Origin of the sequence: Streptomyces sp. NPDC079020 (assembly GCF_044542225.1) — a bacterium.
In the GTDB taxonomy this organism is placed as follows: Bacteria; Actinomycetota; Actinomycetes; order Streptomycetales; family Streptomycetaceae; genus Streptomyces.
This window is the reverse complement of the sequence record NZ_JBITUB010000009.1, coordinates 235,225-253,696: the sequence shown is the minus strand read 5'-3', so window position 1 is coordinate 253,696 and position 18,472 is coordinate 235,225. Positions and strand designations below refer to the sequence as shown.

Below are 18,472 nucleotides of genomic sequence, written 5' to 3'. Positions count from 1 at the left end.
AACGACATGGAGAACGGACGCATGTCCAGAAGAACAGCACGCGGCCCCGTGCTGCGTGGCGCCCTCGCCGCGCTGGTGGCGGGAGCCGTACTGACCGGTGGCTTCAACGCGCTGCCGGAAGCCCCCGCCGAGCGCGGGCGGCCCGAACGGGAGACCGTCGCTTCCGACAAGCCCGTACAGACCGAACAGCAGGCGCTCGCCGCCGCCAGGAAGAGCGGCAAGGAGGTCGAGGTCCTCGGCATGCGCGGCGCGCGCCGGGAGATCTACGCCGAGCCCGACGGAACCTTCACCGCCCGCGAGTACACCGATCCCATCCGCACCTTCCAGGACGGCAGCTGGGTCGACATCGACACGACCCTGGTGCGGCGCGCGGACGGCACCGTGGTGCCCAGGGCCACGGCCGTGGCCCTGTCCTTCTCCAGCGGTGAGGCGGGCAAGCCGTTCGTCACGATGCGGCAGGCGGGCCGCGAGCTCTCCCTGACCTGGCCGTACGGGAAGCTGCCCGCTCCGGAACTCGACGGCGGGAGCGCCACGTACAAGGACGCGCTGCCCGGCGTCGATCTCACCGTACGGGCGGAGTCGGACGGCTTCGGACATCTCCTGGTCGTCAGGACACCGGAGGCCGCCGCCGATCCGAGGCTCGCCAAGCTGGACCTCGGGCTGAACACCCACGGTCTCAAGGTCGGCCAGGACGCCTCCGGTGCTCTCAAGGCCGAGGACGCCGCAGTGGGCGGCACCGTCTTCGAGTCCGGCAGGCCGGTCATGTGGGACTCGGCCGCCGTCAAGGAGGCCGAGGCGAGGAAGAGGGGGCCGCAGGCCGTCTCCAAGGCGCTCGCCCAGGCCTCCGCGGCCGGGACCCCGGCCCCTTCCGTGGCGCCCGAGCCCGCGCTCGACGGCCCCGGCGGCGGCGGCCGGACCGCGCCCCTGGGCATGGAGGTGGGCGGGGGCAAGCTCTCGCTCGTCCCCGACCGGAAGCTGCTCACCTCGAAGGACACCGTCTTCCCGGTCGTCATCGACCCGATCCAGCGCACCACTTCGCGTACCGCGTGGACCGGTGTGATGTCGGGCATGCCGAGCGAGCAGGACTGGAAGTACTCCGACAGTGCCGGTGTCGGCAAGTGCCCCACCGACTACAACCCGGTGTCCTGCAACGGGGTCGGCGTACGCCGGCTGCTGTTCACCATGCCGATGTCGTTCTACAAGGGCAAGCAGATCCTCGGCGCGACGTTCTCCGCCCGGGTCGCCCACATCTACAGCGCGTCCCCGACCGCGGAGCCGATCCGGCTCTACCGCATCGGCGGCAAGAACTACAGCATCACCTCCTCCAGCAACTGGTCCAACACCTCGGACGACTGGACCGATCACATCGGCACCGTCGACAAGGCCATCTCGCCGACGAGCTGTTCGAGCCAGGCCAACCTGCACTTCGAGGGCGGCTCCTCCGGTGAGCTCACCACCGAGGTGAGGACGGCGGCGAGCGAGGGCTGGTCCTCGATGACGCTGGGCCTGCGGGCCACCGACGAGAGCCGGTTCCCCGAGTGGAAGCGGATCTGCGGCAACGCGTACCTGTCGATCAGCTACAACAACCTGCCGCGCAAGATCACCACGCTGTCCCAGAACCCGGGCGGTGTGTGCACCTCGGGCGCCGGGCGTCCGTACGCCGAGGTCCCGCCCCAGCTCCAGGCCGTGGCGAGCGACCCCGACCACGGCAACGGCCAGACCGACAAGGTCAAGGTCGAGTTCAAGGTGGACTGGACGGACCCGGTGAGCAAGGAGGCGAAGTCGTACACCTACCTCACCCCCTCCTGGCTCGCACCGACCTCCAGCACCAGATTCACCCACACGGTGAAGTCCACGATCCCGCAGAACACCGTCATCTACTGGAGCGCCCGGGCCTACGACGGGGACGGCTACGGCCCGTGGAGCTATGACGGCACCACGGTCCGCTGCGAGTTCATGTACGACAAGACACTGCCGGGCAAGCCGAACGTGCTCTCCAAGGAGTACCCGTCCGACACCGTCTACCACGACGGCGTCGGCACCTACGGCTCCTTCACCTTCTCGCCGAACCCGAACGACTCGGTGCCGGACACCGACGTCGTGAAGTACCGGTACGCGTTCGACGGCACGGCCACCCCGGCCACCACCGTCAACGCCTCCAAGCCCGGCGGGCCCGCGACCGTGACCTGGATGCCGACCCGCGCCGGCCGGCACTGGGTGGACGTCATCGCGGTCGACAAGGCCGAGAACCCCAGTACCAAGGCGCACTACGAGTTCCTCGTGACCGACGGCGCACCCGTCGCCGCCCAGTGGAACCTCGCCGACGAGCCCGGCAGCGGCCAGGCCCATGACGAGACGGGTGTGTTCTCCGCGGACACCGGCAGCGGCGTCACCTTCGGTGTCGAGGGCCCCGGCGGCAAGGTCGACGCGGCGGCCCGCTTCGACGGCACCGCGGACTCCTACGCCGACGTCAACGAGACGGTGCTGGACTCCTCGGAGAGCTTCAGCGTCAGCGCCTGGGTCCGCCCGACCGCCCTGGACCGCGACATGGCGGTCGTCAGCCAGGACGGAACCGGCGAGCCCGGCTTCACCCTGGGCTACGACCACACCGCGGGCACCTGGGCGTTCTCCGTACCCGTCACCGACGTCGACTCGCTCGGCAAGTGGAAGGCCGTTTCCACCGGCATCACCGTGGTCAAGGACCAGTGGGTGCTGCTGACCGGCGTGTACGACGCGGCCAAGTCGGAACTCCGGCTGTACATCAACAAGGACTCCAAGGGCGTCTCGCAGCGCCGTTCCGTGTGGAAGTCGTACGGCCCGCTCCAGATCGGCCGCACCACGGCCAAGAGCGGCTACCGGGACCACTTCACCGGTGACGTCGCCGAGGTCCGGGTCTTCGACCGGGTACTGCCCGCGGCACAGGTCGCCGAGCTGATGACCGTGCGCCCGAGCCGCCAGGGCTACTGGCAGCTCGACGCGGAGGCGGGCCGCAAGGCCGCGGAGACCGGCGGCGGTCAGCCGCTCGCCCTCGCGGGCGACGCGAAGATCATCCTCGCGCCGACCGACCCGCTGTCGCCCGACCCGTTCCCCATGGTCGGGGCCGGCCACCTGCTCCTGGACGGCGCCGGGGACTACGCGTCCACCGCCACCTCCCCGGTCACCGGAGCGTCGAGCTTCACGGTGACGGCACGCACCCAGCTCACCACACTGGACCCGGAGAAGGCCCAGACGGTGCTCTCGCTGCCCGGCAGCGCGGCGAACCGCCTCGCCGTCCGCTACCGGCCCGGAGCCGACGCCGAGACCCCCTCCATGTGGGAACTCGCCGTCGCCACCAGTGACTCGGCGACAGCCGCCCAGAAGGTCTTCCACGACGACCAGGAACTGCCGGACACCGACATGGCCGGTCAGCACCTGGCGGTCGTCTACGACGCCTTCGCCAACGAGATCCGGCTGTACGTGAACGGCATGCTCGCCGATGTCGCGCACGGCGCCGACGACACCCTGTGGGGTGCCACCGGCGGTCTCCAGGTGGGCCGTTCGGCCCTCGGCGGCGGCAGCGAGTACTTCGCGGGTGCGATCGACGAGGTCCGTGTCTACAGCGGCGCGGCCGACAGGACCGCGATCCAGCAGCTCGCCAATCCGATGGCCCTGCCCGACATGTGATCCGCACTCCGGGTGTGCCGGTCCCGGACCGGGACCGGCACACCCGGCTGCATTTCCCACCCTTCCTCTCCTACGTGTGGAGACACGTGATGACATTTCATGGCCGGCTGTTGAGCCGGCGCATGCCCGGACGGTTGCTCGCGGCGACCGCCCTGGGCGTGGTGATCGCCCTGACCGGAAGTACGGTGCACGCCGTTCCGGCCGGGGAAAAGGGCCGTGACGGACGTCGCGTCCAGGACGTCGGCGACCCGGTGGAGGGCGCCCGCGCGAAGGGCGTCCCGCGCCCCGTCGACAAGGCCGCGAAGTCCGCCGTCACCCGGCTCGACAAGGCGTTGTGGCCCACCGGGGGCAGTGCCGCGATCGATGTCGCGGCCAGGAATCCGGTGGAGGTGAAGGTCGGCGGTCTGCCGGTCGCCGTCGAGGCCGCCGGCACCCGTACGGGCCGCTCGGCGAAGGCCGCCGCCGCCCCGGCCACGGTCGATGTCGATGTCCTGCCCGCCGAGCGCGCGAAGCAGCTCGGCGCGGGCGCCGTCCTGAAGGTGAGCCGCGGCGACAACGCCGAGGCGGACGCGAAGGTCCGCCTGTCGGTGGACTACTCGGCCTTCGAGGAGGCCTACGGAGGCTCGTACGGAGCCCGGCTGCGCCTGGTCGAGCTGCCCGCCTGTGCGGCGGTGGCGAAGCCGGGCAGCAAGGCCTGCCCCGGTACGGGCAAGCCGCTGGCCACGGAGAACGACCCCCGGTCCAACACGGCCACGGCCGAGGTGACCGCGAGCGCGGCGGAAGCGGGCGGACCCTCGGCGATGGCCGTCCGGGCCGGGACCCTGATCGCCCTGACCGCGGGCAACTCGTCCTCGCAGGGCACCTATGGAGCCACCCCCCTGGCGCCGTCCGCGAGCTGGAGCGTGGCGCAGTCGACCGGTGGCTTCACCTGGTCCTATCCGCTGCGCGTCGTCCCGACGCCCGGCGGACTCACCCCCACCGTGGGCCTCTCCTACACCTCGCAGTCGGTCGACGGCCGTACGTCGGCCACGAACAACCAGGGCTCCTGGATCGGTGAGGGCTTCGGCTACGAGGCGGACTACATCGAGCGCAGCTACAAGTCCTGCGTGGATGACGGCCACGACCTCTCCGCCGAGCAGTGCTGGGCCTTCGACAACGCCACGGTGATGCTGAAGGGGAACGCCTCCCAGATCATCAAGGACGACGACACCGGCCAGTGGCGGCTCGCCAACTCCGACGGTTCGAAGGTCGAGAAGCTCACCGGCGCCACGAACGGCGACAACGACGGCGAGCACTGGAAGATCACCACCCCGGACGGCACGGAGTACTACTTCGGGCTGAACCGGCTGCCGGGCTGGGCGACGGGCAACGAGGAGACCGCCTCGACCTGGACCACCCCCGTCTTCGGCGACGACTCCGGTGAGCCCTGCTACAACGCCACCTTCGCCAACGCCTCGTGCAAGCAGGCATGGCGCTGGAACCTCGACTACGTCAAGGACCGGCACGGCAACGTGATGTCCCACTTCTACGAGAAGGAGGTCAACCACTACGCCCTGAACGCCAAGACGGACGTCAACGGCACCGCGTACGACCGGGGCGGCTATCTGAAGCGGATCGACTACGGCCAGCGTGACGGACAGGTGTACGCGGCCAAGGCCCCGGCCCGTGTCACCTTCGAGGCGGCCGAGCGCTGCCTTCCCGGTGACACCTTCGACTGCGCGGAGTCCAAGCGGACGAAGGCCAACGCCGCGCACTGGCCCGACACCCCGGTGGACCAGGAGTGCAAGGCGTCCACGAAGTGCGGCTCGGACCAGATAGCGGCCTCCTTCTTCACCACCAAGCGGCTGAAGTCCGTCGTCACCCAGATGCGCAAGGACGCCACGTCCTACCAGGACGTGGACGCCTGGTCGTTCACCCATCTCTTCCTCGACAACGGTGACGACTCCAAGGCGCTGTGGCTGTCCGCGATCGACCACCAGGGCCGTGTCGGAACCGCCGCGAACCTGCCCTCCCTCGATCTGATCGGCACGCAGCTCGCCAACCGGGTGGACGCCACGGGCGACAACCTCGCCCCGTTCCACCGCTACCGGCTGGCCACCGTCGTCAGCGAGACCGGTGCCCAGCTGGACATCAACTTCGCCCCCACCGACTGCACGGCCTCCGCCCTGCCCAAGCCGGGCGAGTCCACCAAGCGCTGCTATCCGGTCAAGTGGGCGGCACCCGGACACATCGAGCCCATCGACGACTGGTTCCACAAGTACGTCGTCGCCGAGATCGTCGAGACCGACCGCACCGGCGGCGGCGACAAGATGGTCACCCGGTACGGCTACGAGGGCCCGGCGGGCTGGCGGCACTCCAAGCCGGACGGCATCACCCCGGAGAAGTTCCTCACCTGGGGCGAGTGGCAGGGATACGGCAAGGTCAAGGTCACCAGCGGCGGCGAGGACACACAGCGCACCCGCATCGACTACACCTACTTCCAGGGCCTGGACGGTGACCGGAAGCCGGGCGGCGGCACCCGCTCCGCGACGGTGACCGACTCCACCGGAACGAGCCGCACGGACGACGAGGACTACACCGGCTTCGAACTCGAAGCGCTCTCGTACAACAGCGGCAAGGTCTCCGCCAAGGTGATCAACACGCCGTGGAAGCACCACACCGCCACCCAGACCAAGACGTGGGCCACGACCCACGCGACCCTGGTCAAGCCGGAGATCGCACACGGCTTCACGGCACTGGCGTCCGGCGGCTGGCGCGAGACGAAGACACGCACCAGCTACGACACGCCGACCGGCACCGGGCGGGTCACCCAGGTCGAGGACTTCGGCCACATCGTCCCCGACACCGCGAGCGCCGCCGACAAGGCCGCGGCCGCGAAGGACGACACCTGCACGCGTACCTGGTACGCGGACAGCACGACGGGGAGCGCGAACCTCCTCAGCCTGATCAAGCGGGTCGAGAAGGTGTCCGTGGACTGCGGCGCCACTCCCAAGCGCGCCACACAGGTCGTGCTCGACGACCGGACGCTGTACGACAACCTGGCCTACGGCGCCGCTCCCACGCGCGGTGTCGTCAGCTCCACCGAGCGTCTCGCCTCGCACAACGGCACGACCGCCTCGTACCAGGAGACGAGCAAGAACACCTACGACGCGCTCGGCCGGGTCAAGACCACCACCAACCCGGGCACCGGCAAGACCACCACCACCTACACCGAGACCAACGGCCTGACAACCTCGGTCAAGGGCACCAATCAGCTCAACCACTCGGTGACCACCGACTACGCCCCCGCGTGGGGCCAGAGCCGCGGCCAGACCGACCCGAACGGCAAGCGCACCGACGTGGCCTTCGACGGGCTGGGGCGGGTGACCTCGGTCTGGCTCCAGGACCGGGTCAAGGCGACGCAGACCCCCAGTTCCAAGCACTCCTACGTGGTGCGCAAGGACAAGCCGCTCGCCATCAAGTCCGAGAAGATCGACAACAGCGGTGGCTACGCCGTCGAGTACACCCTCTACGACAGCCTGATGCGGGCGCGGCAGAAGCAGGCCGACGGTCCCGGCGGCACCCGGCTCATGGCGGACACCTTCTACGACAGCCGGGGCAACCTCAAGACGTCGTACGAGACCTACACCGCGGCGGGCGCCCCGTCCGACGAACTGCTCGTGGTGCGCAACGGCGAGGCCGGCGCGCAGACCCACTACGAGTACGACGACATGGGCCGCACCACGGCCGAGGTCTTCGCGGTCTCCGGCGTCGAGCAGTGGCGCACCAGCACGCGGTACGACGGCGACCGGGAACACGTCACGGCGCCCAGCGGCGGGCTGGCCACCACATCGGTCAGGGACGCGAACGGCAGGCTGACCGAGCTGCGGCAGTACCCCGGCAACGTCCCGGTCCTGACCGGTCCGCCCACGTACTCCTGGACGTCGTACGGGTACACGCCCGCCGGCGGACTGGAGAAGGTGACGGACTCGGCGGGCAACACCTGGTCCGCCGAGTACGACCAGCGGGGCCGCAAGACCACCGCGGTGGACCCCGACGCGGGCACCACCACGATGGCCTACGACGAGGCCGACCGGATGATCTCGACGACCCACACCGCCACCGCGGAGACGGTCTCGACGTCCTACGACGGCATCGGGCGGCCGACCATCACCTACGACGGCACCGTGGCCGCGGGCAAGAAGCTCACGGAACAGCGGTACGACCGGGCCGGGATGATCGGTCAGCCGTACGCCTCTCTGCGGTACACGAGCGCCACCGAGTACTTCGCCTCGGTCATCCAGAGCGTGGACGACTTCTACCGGCCCGTGAAGACCTCGTACGTGGTGCCCGCGGCGCAGGGTTCCCTCGCGGGCACGTACGACTTCACCTCCGTGTACAACCGTGACGGCACGCCGCAGAGCACGGGCCTGCCCGCCGCCGGCGGACTCGCGGCCGAGGTGCTGTCGTACGGCTACGACGAGATGCAGCGGCCGGTCACGATGAGCGGCATCTCCACCTACGTCACCGAGTCGGTCTGGTCCCCGACCAGCCAGCTGCTCCAGATGCAGCTGAGCACGGGCGGCAAGAAGACCCTTCAGACGTTCGACTACGAGACCGGCACCCAGCGGCTCACCCGTTCCGTCGTGGACGTCCTGGGGGCGGGCACCGGCCCGGCGAAGGAGGCCAACTACTCCTACGACCAGGCGGGCAACGTCCTGTCGGTCTCGGACGTCGCCGTTCCGGCACAGCCCGATGTGCAGTGCTTCCGTTACGACGGCAACCGCAGGCTCTCCGAGGTATGGACCCCGGGGGCGACCGCCGCCGGCGCGAGCGGTTCCGGAACCACCGGAACGAAGGCCCCGGTCGACGGCTCCATGCCCTCCGCCTGCACGGCGGATCCCGGCAGCGGCCCGCTCGGCGGCCCCTCCCCGTACTGGAAGTCGTTCACGACGGACAGCACGGGCAACCGTACGCAGGACATCACCCACGACATCGGGCTCGACCCGGCCAAGGACATCACCAGGACCTTCACCTACGGCGCCGACGGCGCGGGCCCGCACGCGGTGACCAAGGTGGTCGAGGACACCCCGACCGGAAACCACGAGACCCGCTACGGGTATGACGACGCGGGCCGGATGGACACCCGTACCGACGGCGGCAACACGCACACCCTCGGCTGGGACAGCAACGGCAAGCTGCGGTCGTTCGTCTCGCCGGACGACCCGACCACGGCGGGCACCGACGAGTCGTCGGAGACGAGCTACCTCTACGACGCGGACGGCTCCCGGGTCCAGCGCAAGGACGCCGACGGGACGACGATCTACCTCCCCGGCATGGAACTGCACCTTCCCACGGGCTCGACCAAGCCCGAGGCGACGCGCTACTACACCTACGCCGACCAGACGGTCGCCGTACGGACGAGCGACAACAAGGTCTCGTTCCTCGCCTCCGACCATCACGACACCGGTCAGCTGGCGATCGACGCCGTGACCGGCGCGGTGACGGTCAGAAGATCCGACCCGTACGGCAATCCGCGCGGCGACCAGCCGGCGGACGGTGCCTGGCCGGGGGAGAAGGGGTTCGTCGGCGGCACGATCGACGAGTCGACCGGGCTGACCAACGTGGGAGCCCGTGAATACGATCCACTGCTGGGCAAGTTCATCTCGCCCGACCCGGTGATCGACTTCCTCAACTCGCAGCAGATGAACGCGTACGCGTACGCCAACAACTCGCCCGTGACCCTCTCCGACCCCAGCGGACTGCTCTTCTGCATGGGCCTGATGTGCGGTGTGCTGGACGGCAACTTCGGCAACGACGACAAGGAGGTGGAAGAGGCCCAGCAGGGCGTCGACCAGGCCAAGTCCAACGCCAAGTCGGCGGACAGCGTCGTGACGCAGGTGGCCGACGAGATCATCTACCAGATCAAGGACATCGTCGGCATCAACGCGCTCCAGGACTGCGCGTCCAACCCGACGGTCGGCAAGTGCCTCAAGGCCGCCGGCGAGATCGCGATGAACTTCGTCGGCGGGGCGGTGCTCAAGGGCATCTTCAAGGCCAAGCGGATCGCCAAGGCGCTCGACCTCGTCCCCGACCTCTACCGGGCGATCAAGAAGATCAAGAAGGCGGAGGACAAGCTGGAGAAGGCCGAGGAGAAGCTGGACAAGGCCAAGGACAAGGCAGCCGCGAGAAAGAAGAAAAAGAAGAAGGACGACGACGATGACGAGTGCGAGACGCACAGCTTCCTGCCGAGTACGACCGTGCTCCTGGCGGACGGCGGCAGGAAGCGCATCGAGGACGTCCGGATCGGCGACCGGGTAGCGACGACCGACCCGGAGACGGGCCGTGAGACCACCCGGGCCGTGGTCGGCACCATCGTCACGGAGTCGGACAAGGACTTCGTCGACCTCACGGTGAGCACCGGGGACGAAAGCCGTACCTCGGCTCTCATCTCGACGGTGACCCACCCGTTCTGGGTCGCCTCCGAGGGCGAGTGGATCGACGCGGGCGAACTGCGTCCGGGCATGGAGCTCAGCACTCCGTCGGACGAGAAGGTCACACTCGTCGCCGCCCGGTACTTCGAGCAGCGGCAGCGGACGCACGACCTGACGATCGACGGCATCCACGCCTACTACGTGAACGCCGGCGAGACCCCTCTGCTCGTCCACAACTGCCTGGTCACCGTCTACCACTACACCAACAAGTCCGGGTACAACGGCATCCGGGCGGGCAACCCCTACAAGATCAAGCCCGGCGACTCGAAGAACGGGGCGGGCCCGTTCTTCACCACCCGCAGCCCGGCCGACCTGACCGCCCCCGGCGCGTTCAAGAAGCTGGGAATCACCAACGAGAAGTCGCAGTACGTGATGGAGCTCCAGGTGCCGCAGAGCGCTCTGGTACCGCTGCGGGGGGACCGGGGTAAATTCATCTTCGCGATTCCCGCGGGCGTGACGGTCGCGCGGGCCAGGGTCAGATACTTCGGGCCCACCACAGGATGGAAGGCACCATGATCACAGGCAGCGACAGCGTGTTCGTCGCGTGCGGCCCGGTGTCCGAGGCCGTCGGACGCTTCCTCGCCGACTGGTCGCGCAGATGGCCGCTGCTCCGGGTGTCCGCGGGCGAGGGTGAGGAGTTCTCCGCCTGGGAGCCGGGAGCGCTCACGCTGCCCGAGGCATCCGGCCAGGTGCTCGTCGCCCGCGACGAGGACATGGTGGCGGGCTGGGACGACTCCGGCTATGTGCTCGATCCGCACCAGGAGGGCCCCTTCTCCCTGGCGTACGAGCCGGCGGGCTGGACGTCCCTGAACGTGCTGGCGCTGGATGATCCCTACACCCGTACGGGATTCGGTTACGAGCCGTACGAGATCGGGCTCGTCGGCACGGGCCTCCAGCTGATCACGCTGGTGGCACCGGAGGACGGGGCCTTCCGGCAGGCCGTGACACACGGTCTGCTGACAGCCCTCGGCGGGCCCGCGCAGACGGGCTCCCGGGCGCTCTGAGCCCGGCCGCCCGACGGCGCTCCACCTCGGCGGGGCCCGGTCCGTACCCACGGACCGGGCCCCGTCGCACGGGCGGAGCGCCGTGGCCAGGCCGGCACCCGGGGCGGCGGGGTCAGGGACGGCCCTCGGGCTGTACGGACCGGACGACCGCCTCACGCAGCAGCTCCCGCAGTTTCAGCGCGGCGGGCAACGGGGCGGCGGGCAGCGCCACATGGACGGTCCGGTGGGGAGGCAGACCGCCCAGCCGGCACAGGACGAGGTCCCCGGGGACCGCCCGGGCCGCGAGCGAGGGCACCAGAGCGATGCCCAGCCCGGCGCTCGCATAGCCGAACTTCCCCGCCCACTCCGCGATCCTGATGACCTTCCTCGGCCGGAAACCCGCGTCGGCCCAGGCGTCCGCGAGGACCGGGGGACTGGACGCGGGCGCGTCCTGGAGCCAGACCTCGTCGCGCAGGTCGCGCAGCTCGACCTGGCCGGTACCCGCCAGGGGATGGCCACGCGGCAGGGCGACGAGCAACTCGTCCTTCAGCAGGACGGTCGTGGTGACGCCGTCGGAGGCGGGCAGTCCGGACGGGTAGTCGCTGACCACGGCGAGGTCGAGTGCTCCGTCCGCGACACGCTGCGTCAGCATGGCGCTCCGGCCCTCCGTCACGATGACCTCGACGTCCGGAGCGGCCTCCTTGAACGCGCGGAGCGCGGCCGGGGCCAGGGAGATGTTCGCGGTGGCGAAGGCACCGGCCCGCAGTGTCCCGCCGCTGCCCGCGTGAATCATGGACAGTTCGTGCCGCGCCCGCGACAGGCGGTCCAGTACCTCCGTCGCGTGGTGGTGCAGCGCGTGACCCGCCGGGGTCAGCCGTACACCCCGGGCGAGCCGCTCGAACAGCGGCCCGCCCGCGGCCTGTTCGAGTGCGGCGATCCGCCGCGACACCGCGGACTGCGTGTAGTTGAGCTCCGCGGCGGCCCTGGTGAACGACCCGGTGCCGGCCACTTTCACCAGGAGACGCAACGCGTCGATCTCGAACACATTCCCCCCGCGCATGGCTCGCATGCGATCTGGTCGCTGGTGGAATGCCCGGCCTTCCCCCTAGCGTCGTCCACGTTCCCCACACCTTTGTCGCGCAGGCCGGACGTCCTCGGATTCTGCCCGATGCCGGCCGTCCCCTTCGAAGCAGGAACACATGACTGAACCGGCTCCACTGCCGCCCGAGACCGCCGCACTGGCCGAACGCCACCGGCTGGGCCCGCTGCGGGCGAGCTACGCCCTGCGGCGCTACGACCGCCAGGACATCATCGCCTACTCCCTCGTCGTTCTTCTCGGCCTGGCGGTCTTCGTCCTTCCCGGCCTGGTCCTCATCTGGATGGCGACCCGCAGCCCGAACCTCAGCCGGAAGCAGGCCGCCAAGCGTCTCTGCCTGTTCGAGGAAGGTCTGATCGCCCCCGCGACGTTCGGCGGCCGGGTCGTCGTCGCACGCTGGGGATCCCTCACCCTCCATCAGGCCGTCACCCGCCACATGGTCAGCCAGGACGTGTCCATGGGAACGACCTACCGGTACTCGCTGCGCACCCGTGCCGGGGCCAGGGCGGAGATCACCGAGGCGTACGAGGGCGCCGGGATCTGGGGTTCCTGGATACCCGACGCCATCACCCGGGCACAGGCCCCGGCGGTCCTGGACGCCGTCCGGGACGGCCGGAGGGTCACCTTCGGCAGGTTCACGGTCTGCGCGAGGGGCGTCACCACCGCCAGGAAGGGGCTGCTTCCCTGGCGGCAGGTCGGGGAGATCCGGGTGTCGGCGGGCAGGATGGTCGTCCGGCGGTCCGGCCGGACCAGGCCATGGGCCTCCACCGCGGTCTGGAACGTCCCCAACTGCCAGGTCTTCCTGACCGTCGCGGAGAGCCTCCGCGGGCGATAGGACGCCGGCGATGGGCCGGGGGCTCAGTCGAGCTGGTCGAGGCCCGCTCCGAGCGGCGGCTGAGGGGCGTCGAGCAGGGAGGTGTCCACCTCGCCGACGCCCCAGCCGTACGCCAGCTTGTGCACCTCCAGCACGAAGAAGGAGTCCGTCGAAAGGAGTCCGTCGATCAGCTGGAGCCTGCGGTTCATCAGATCGGTGAAGTGGTCGGTGTCCCGGCAGATCACCTCGGCCATCACGTCGTACGTGCCCGCCGTCATGATGACGTAGGAGGTCTCCGGCAGCTCCCGCAGCCGTCGGCAGACCTCCTGGGCGGTGCCCGGCCTGACCCGGATGCCGACCATCGCGAACCGGTCGAATCCGATGGTCAGCGGGTTGGCGATGCCGACGATCTGGAGGGTGCCGTTCTCCTCCATGCGCTGGACGCGGTAGCGCACGGAGGAGGCGGGGATGCCCAGTTCCTCGGCGATCTGGCTGTACGGGCGGCGGCCTTCCGCTTGAAGTGCGGCGATGATCTGGCGGTCGGTGTCGTCCAGGGGGCTGCCACCCAGCGTGCTCATGCTGTCGCTCCGGCTCTCATGTGCGGCCCGCGCGGTCCCGCGGGCCTGGATCTTCGGTCGTACGCGCCTATCCTGCCCGGCTCAGGAGTCGAAGCCGAGACCGAGCCGGTCCAGGGTGCGCAGCCACGCGTTCCGGTGGCCGTTCACGTCCTCGCGGGCCATCGACCACCGGGTGGCCTCGACCCCCAGATAGCGGACCGGTTCCGGGGGGAAGGGCACCGGGGGCCGCCGGATCATGGCGGGCCGCAGCCGCTCCGTGCGCTCACCGGCGAGCAGATCCAGAATGACCTGGGCACCGTAACGGGTGGCCCCGACACCGAGTCCGGTGAAGCCGAGGGCGTAGGCGATCCGGCCGTGCGCCGCGGTGCCGGCGAACATGCAGAAGCGGGTCGTGGAATCGATGACACCGCCCCAGGAGTGGGAGAAGCGCACATCGGCCAGGGCCGGGAAGGTCTCGGCGAACTGGGCGGCGAGCGTGTCGAAGGTGGCCGGGCGCTGGGTGAGGCGCTCCTCGACGCGGTTGCCGTAGTGGTAGACCGCGTCGTAGCCGCCGAAGAGGATGCGGTTGTCGTCGGTCTTGCGGAGGTAGTGGAACTGATTGCCCGCGTCGGTGATTCCGTGGTCGCCGCTCCAGCCGATGGAGGCGAGCTGCTCCTCGCTGAGCGGTTCGGTGGTCAGCGCGTAGTCGTAGACCGGGATCATGGTGAGCGAGAGGCGTTTGAGCAGCGGCCGGTAGACGTTCGTGGCGAGGGCGACCTGCCGGGCGCCGACGTCGGCGTACGCGGTGGTGAGCCGGACCCGTCCGGGCTGACGGCTGGTCAGGGCGGTGACCTCGGTGTGCTCCGCGATCCGGACTCCCAGATCGAGGCAGGCGGCGCGCAGCCCCCAGACGAGCCGTGCCGGGTCGAGGAGCGCGTAGTCGGGGGACCAGAGCCCCGCCGTCCAGAGCGGGGAGTCGACGTAGCGCCGCAGTTCCTCGCGGTCCAGCAGCCTGGTCCGTTCGCCGTAGCGGTGGGCGAGCGCGTGGGCGCCGCTGAGCCCCTCGGCCTGCCAGGGCGTCGCGGCGACGGTGACCTTGCCGCTGCGGACGAATCCGCAGTCGATGCCGTGGGTGTCCAGGTCGCGCTGGAAGGCGTCGAAGTTCTCCATGCCCAGGCGGTGCAGCAGACCGGCCTCGGCGGGCCAGCGGTCGACGCCGTTGGCGAGGCCGTGGGTGATGCTCGGTGAGCAGAAACCGCCGTTGCGGCCGCTGGCGGCGTGGCCGCAGGTGCTCTGTTCCAGGACGAGGACGTCTCGTTCGGGGTGGGCGCGCTTGGCGAGCAGGGCGGTCCAGAGTCCGGTGTATCCGCCGCCGACGACCGCGAGATCGCAGGTGGTGTCGGCGGTCAGCCGGGGCAGCGGCCCGGGGTGCTCGGGCCGGTCGAGCCAGTAGGCGGCGGCCTTGGTGTCGCGCAGACGGCTGCGGTGCCGGATGCGCTGCTGCCGCTCGGGGTGCGGGAGGGCGGTGGTCATGGGGCGGGTACCTCGTTGCCGGCGGGGTGGGGGCGGCGTGGGCCGGCCCCCACCGGGGGGTGGGGCCGGACCGCGCGGGCTGGACGGCGAAGATGTGCCGCGCGAAGGTGCGGCGGATGCGGCGGATGCGGCGCCGGGGTGTCCGGACGGGCCGGACGGCGGGCGTCGCCGGCCGGTCAGAGACTGATGACGCCGGTACGGGTGTCGGTCATGTCCATGAGCGTCCACTTGCCGCCGATGCGGCCCCAGCCGGTGGAGCGGCTGCCGGCGCCGCCGAAGGGCATGTTGATGTCCCACCAGTTGTTGCTCTCGTTCACGATGACCTGGCCGACCTCCATCTCCTCGATGAAGCGGAAGGCGGAGGTCATGCTGCGGGTGAAGACGGCGCCCTGGAGACCCAGCCTGTCGTCGTTGGCGATGCGCAGCAGATCGTCCTCGTCCTGGCCGGTGATGATCGGGACGACCGGTCCGAAGGATTCCTCGCGGGAGAGCAGGCTGTCCTCCGGCACTCCGTCCACGACGGTGAACTCGTAGTACAGATCGGTGGGGTGGCCCGGGGCGCGCCTGCCGCCGAGCAGGACACGCGCGCCGCGCTCGCGGGCGTCGGCCATGTGGCGGTCCATCTTGGCCGCGACGCCCTCGTTGTTGAGCGGTCCGAGCACGGTCTTCGGGTCGAACGGATCGCCCAACGTGATGCGCCGGGCCTCACGCAGCACTGCCTCCACGAAGGCGTCGTGGATGCCGGCGTGCACGATGACGCGTTCGGTGGCGCAGCAGACCTGTCCGGCGCACGGGTAGGCGCCGTCCACAGCGGCCTTCGCGGCGGCCTCGACATCGGCGTCGGCCAGGACGACGAGGGGACCGTTGCCCGAGCACTCCATGATGGAGCGCTTGAGTCCCGCGGCCGCCTGGATCTTCGCGCCGGTCTCGGTGGACCCGATGAAGCCGATCGCGTGGATGCCCTCGTGACGGACCAGCGCGTCGCCGGTCTCCCCCTCGCCCGGGACGATGTTGACGAGGCCGTCGGGCAGCCCGGCGGCGACGAACGCCTCCATCGCCCGCAGGACGGTGAGCGGGGTGTTGGCCGGCGGCTTGACGACATGGGCGTTGCCGGTGGCGAGCCCGGGGGCGACGAACTCCGCGAGCATCAGCAGGGGGAAGTTCCACGGCGTGATGATGCCCCAGACACCGACCGGGCGATGGAACGTGAACATCCGCTTGGTGCTGTCGGTGGACGGCAGCGTCTCGCCGTGCAGCCGTACGGCGTCCTCGGCGTGCAGATGGAAGAGCTTCGCCGCCTCCTCGATGTCGGAGACGGACTCGGCGAGCGGCTTTCCCTGCTCCAGCGACTGGAGGCGGGCGAGTTCGTCGACCCGGCCGCTCAGCTCGTCGCCGATGCGGTGGCAGAGCTCCGCGCGCTTCCACACGTTGGTCGCGGCCCACGCGGGCTGCGCCCGGTTGGCGGCGCGCACCGCGGCATCGACATCGGCGGCGACGGGCAGCGGGAAGGTGCCGACGAGTCCGCCCGTCGCGGGGCTGATGACCTCGTGGTCGGTCACGGAGGAGCCGTCGGTGTAGGAGCCGTTGATGAAGAGCTGGTGCCGGGCGGCGGTCGGGGTGCTCATGCGATGGCCTCTCAGTCCTGTGCGGGCCCGGGGGCGGGCCGGGGATACGGGCCCCGGGGCCGCTCGGCCCAGGGTCCGGTGCGAAGCGATGTCTGGAGACTCTCTGAGCAAACAGAAACTGTCAAGACTGCTGATTCAGCAAATGTAGAAGTCAAACATTGCTTGTTCGTGAGTATTGACAGGCGATTTTCGCTTGACCTATAACCAGGCCTCATCGCTACTTCTGTCTGCGTCCACCCTGAGGGGATCGCCATGTCAGCCCAGTCGAAGAACCCGCCGCCACCCGCCTCCCCATCGCCCGGACAGCCGGGAACGGACGGCCCGGCCGCCACCGCACTGCCCCGGAAGATGAGCTGGTTCGACGGCTTCGCGATGTCGCTGACCATGCCGGCCGCGCTCATCGCCTCGCTCGGTGCCTCCATCGGCGGCCTCGGCGCCTGGGGCGCGATCGCCCTGTGGGCCGTCTCGATGGCGCTCGCCACCGCGACCAACTGGATCTACACCGAACTGGCCGCGATGTTCCCCGAGTCCTCCGGCGGGATAGCCCACTACGCGACGCAGGGCTGGAAGAAGCGGGCACCCGTGGTGGGGCCGATCGCCAGCATCGGCTACTGGTTCCCCTGGACCACGGCGCTGGCCGTCTACTCCGGGCTCATCGGCTCCTTCGTCCGGGCCCAGTGGTTCCCCGGCCAGGACTGGAGCGTCGACTTCGGACCGCTCAAGGTCGACTTCCCCATCGCGGTGGGCCTGGCGGTGATGCTCCTGCTGTTCGGCGCGGCGATGATCGGCCTGCACGTCGCCATGTGGGTCGTCTACGTCACCGGCGGCGCCCTGCTCATCCCGCTCGCGGTCTTCATCGTCCTGCCGCTGTTCTCCGGCGACTGGAGCGCCGAGGGCCTGCACTGGAACCTGCACGGCGCGGCGGGTCTGCGCGAGGCGCTGGTCTGGCTCTACGTGATGGCCTGGACCTCGTTCGGCGTGGAGGTGTGCGCGACCTTCGCGCCCGAGTACAAGGACACCGTGCGCGACACCACCCGGGCGCTGCGGGCCGGTGTGCTGTTCTCGCTCGGCGTCTTCATCCTGCTCCCGCTCACCCTGTCGGGGTACGTGGGTGAGAAGGCCATCGCCGAGGAGCCCACCACCTTCTACATCGGCGCCTTCCAGGACCTGGTGGGCGGCGCCTCCGACCTCATGGTGGTCTTCCTCATCGCCTCCCTGCTGCTCATCATGATCACCGGGCTCGCCGACGGCTCCCGGGTCCTGTACGAGATGGGCAAGTCCGGGCTCACGGTCAAGCAGGTGGGCGTGCTGAACAGGCGCGGCGTACCCGCCAGGGCACTGCTGGTGGCCCTGGTCCTCAACGTCTTCGTGCTGACGGTGCTCCAGACCCCGCTGGCCATCATCGTCACCGGCAACCTGGGCTACATCCTCACCCATGTGCTGGCGGTCTCCGGGTTCGCGCTGCTGCGCAAGGACCGTCCCGACGCGGTACGTCCCATCCGGCTGCCGCGCTTCTTCGTCCCGCTGGCCTGGGCGCTCGCCGCATTCCTCACCGTGGTGCTGGTGGTGGGCGCGACCGGCTTCTCCATCACCGGATACGGCGGCTACACGGAGCTGGGGGTGGCACTCGCCGTGCTGGTGGCGGCCGTCCTGCTGTGGCTGTACCGGATCAAGGTGCAGGACCGGCGGGACGCGGACGGCCGTCCGGAGTGACCCCGGGCGGCTCCG

General features: G+C 70.0%; 9 protein-coding genes. 5 read left to right on the top strand and 4 right to left on the bottom strand.

The annotated features are described in order from the left end of the window. Window positions 1–21: 21 nt before the first annotated feature. From ACIGJO_RS20935 to ACIGJO_RS20925, 3 genes are all read left to right on the top strand, one after another. Window positions 22–3,663, top strand: a complete 3,642-nt coding sequence (locus ACIGJO_RS20935; RefSeq protein ID WP_399960109.1) for a LamG domain-containing protein — start codon at window positions 22–24, stop codon at window positions 3,661–3,663. Window positions 3,664–3,785: 122 nt separating this feature from the next. Next, the gene (locus tag ACIGJO_RS20930; RefSeq protein WP_399960107.1) at window positions 3,786–10,652 is read left to right on the top strand and encodes an RHS repeat-associated core domain-containing protein; all 6,867 of its coding nucleotides are present in this window, start codon (window positions 3,786–3,788) and stop codon (window positions 10,650–10,652) included. Beyond that, the gene (locus ACIGJO_RS20925; protein ID WP_399960105.1) at window positions 10,649–11,140 is read left to right on the top strand and encodes a hypothetical protein; all 492 of its coding nucleotides are present in this window, start codon (window positions 10,649–10,651) and stop codon (window positions 11,138–11,140) included. The genes ACIGJO_RS20930 and ACIGJO_RS20925 overlap by 4 nt, the downstream gene beginning before the upstream one ends. A gap of 112 nt (window positions 11,141–11,252) precedes the next feature. Here the strand turns inward: ACIGJO_RS20925 and ACIGJO_RS20920 are convergent, their stop codons facing one another. Beyond that, window positions 11,253–12,164, bottom strand: coding sequence for a LysR family transcriptional regulator (locus ACIGJO_RS20920; RefSeq protein WP_399960275.1), 912 nt, complete (start codon window positions 12,162–12,164; stop codon window positions 11,253–11,255). A gap of 154 nt (window positions 12,165–12,318) precedes the next feature. Between ACIGJO_RS20920 and ACIGJO_RS20915 the strand changes: the two genes are divergently transcribed. Beyond that, entirely contained in the window at window positions 12,319–13,050 is a 732-nt protein-coding gene (locus ACIGJO_RS20915) for a DUF6585 family protein (RefSeq protein WP_399960103.1), read from the top strand. Window positions 13,051–13,073: 23 nt separating this feature from the next. On the opposite strand, the gene ACIGJO_RS20910 is transcribed toward ACIGJO_RS20915, so the two are convergent. From ACIGJO_RS20910 to ACIGJO_RS20900, 3 genes are all read right to left on the bottom strand, one after another. Further along, on the bottom strand, window positions 13,074–13,607 hold the full coding sequence (locus ACIGJO_RS20910) for an Lrp/AsnC family transcriptional regulator (protein ID WP_399960101.1): 534 nt from the start codon (window positions 13,605–13,607) through the stop codon (window positions 13,074–13,076). Window positions 13,608–13,688: 81 nt separating this feature from the next. Next, complete coding sequence (locus ACIGJO_RS20905) at window positions 13,689–15,119, bottom strand: NAD(P)/FAD-dependent oxidoreductase (RefSeq protein WP_399960099.1); 1,431 nt, start codon at window positions 15,117–15,119, stop codon at window positions 13,689–13,691. Between the two features lie 176 nt (window positions 15,120–15,295). After that, complete coding sequence (locus ACIGJO_RS20900) at window positions 15,296–16,744, bottom strand: aldehyde dehydrogenase family protein (RefSeq protein ID WP_399960097.1); 1,449 nt, start codon at window positions 16,742–16,744, stop codon at window positions 15,296–15,298. 252 nt (window positions 16,745–16,996) lie between these two features. Between ACIGJO_RS20900 and ACIGJO_RS20895 the strand changes: the two genes are divergently transcribed. Further along, complete coding sequence (locus ACIGJO_RS20895; RefSeq protein WP_399960094.1) at window positions 16,997–18,457, top strand: APC family permease; 1,461 nt, start codon at window positions 16,997–16,999, stop codon at window positions 18,455–18,457. Window positions 18,458–18,472: the final 15 nt, after the last annotated feature.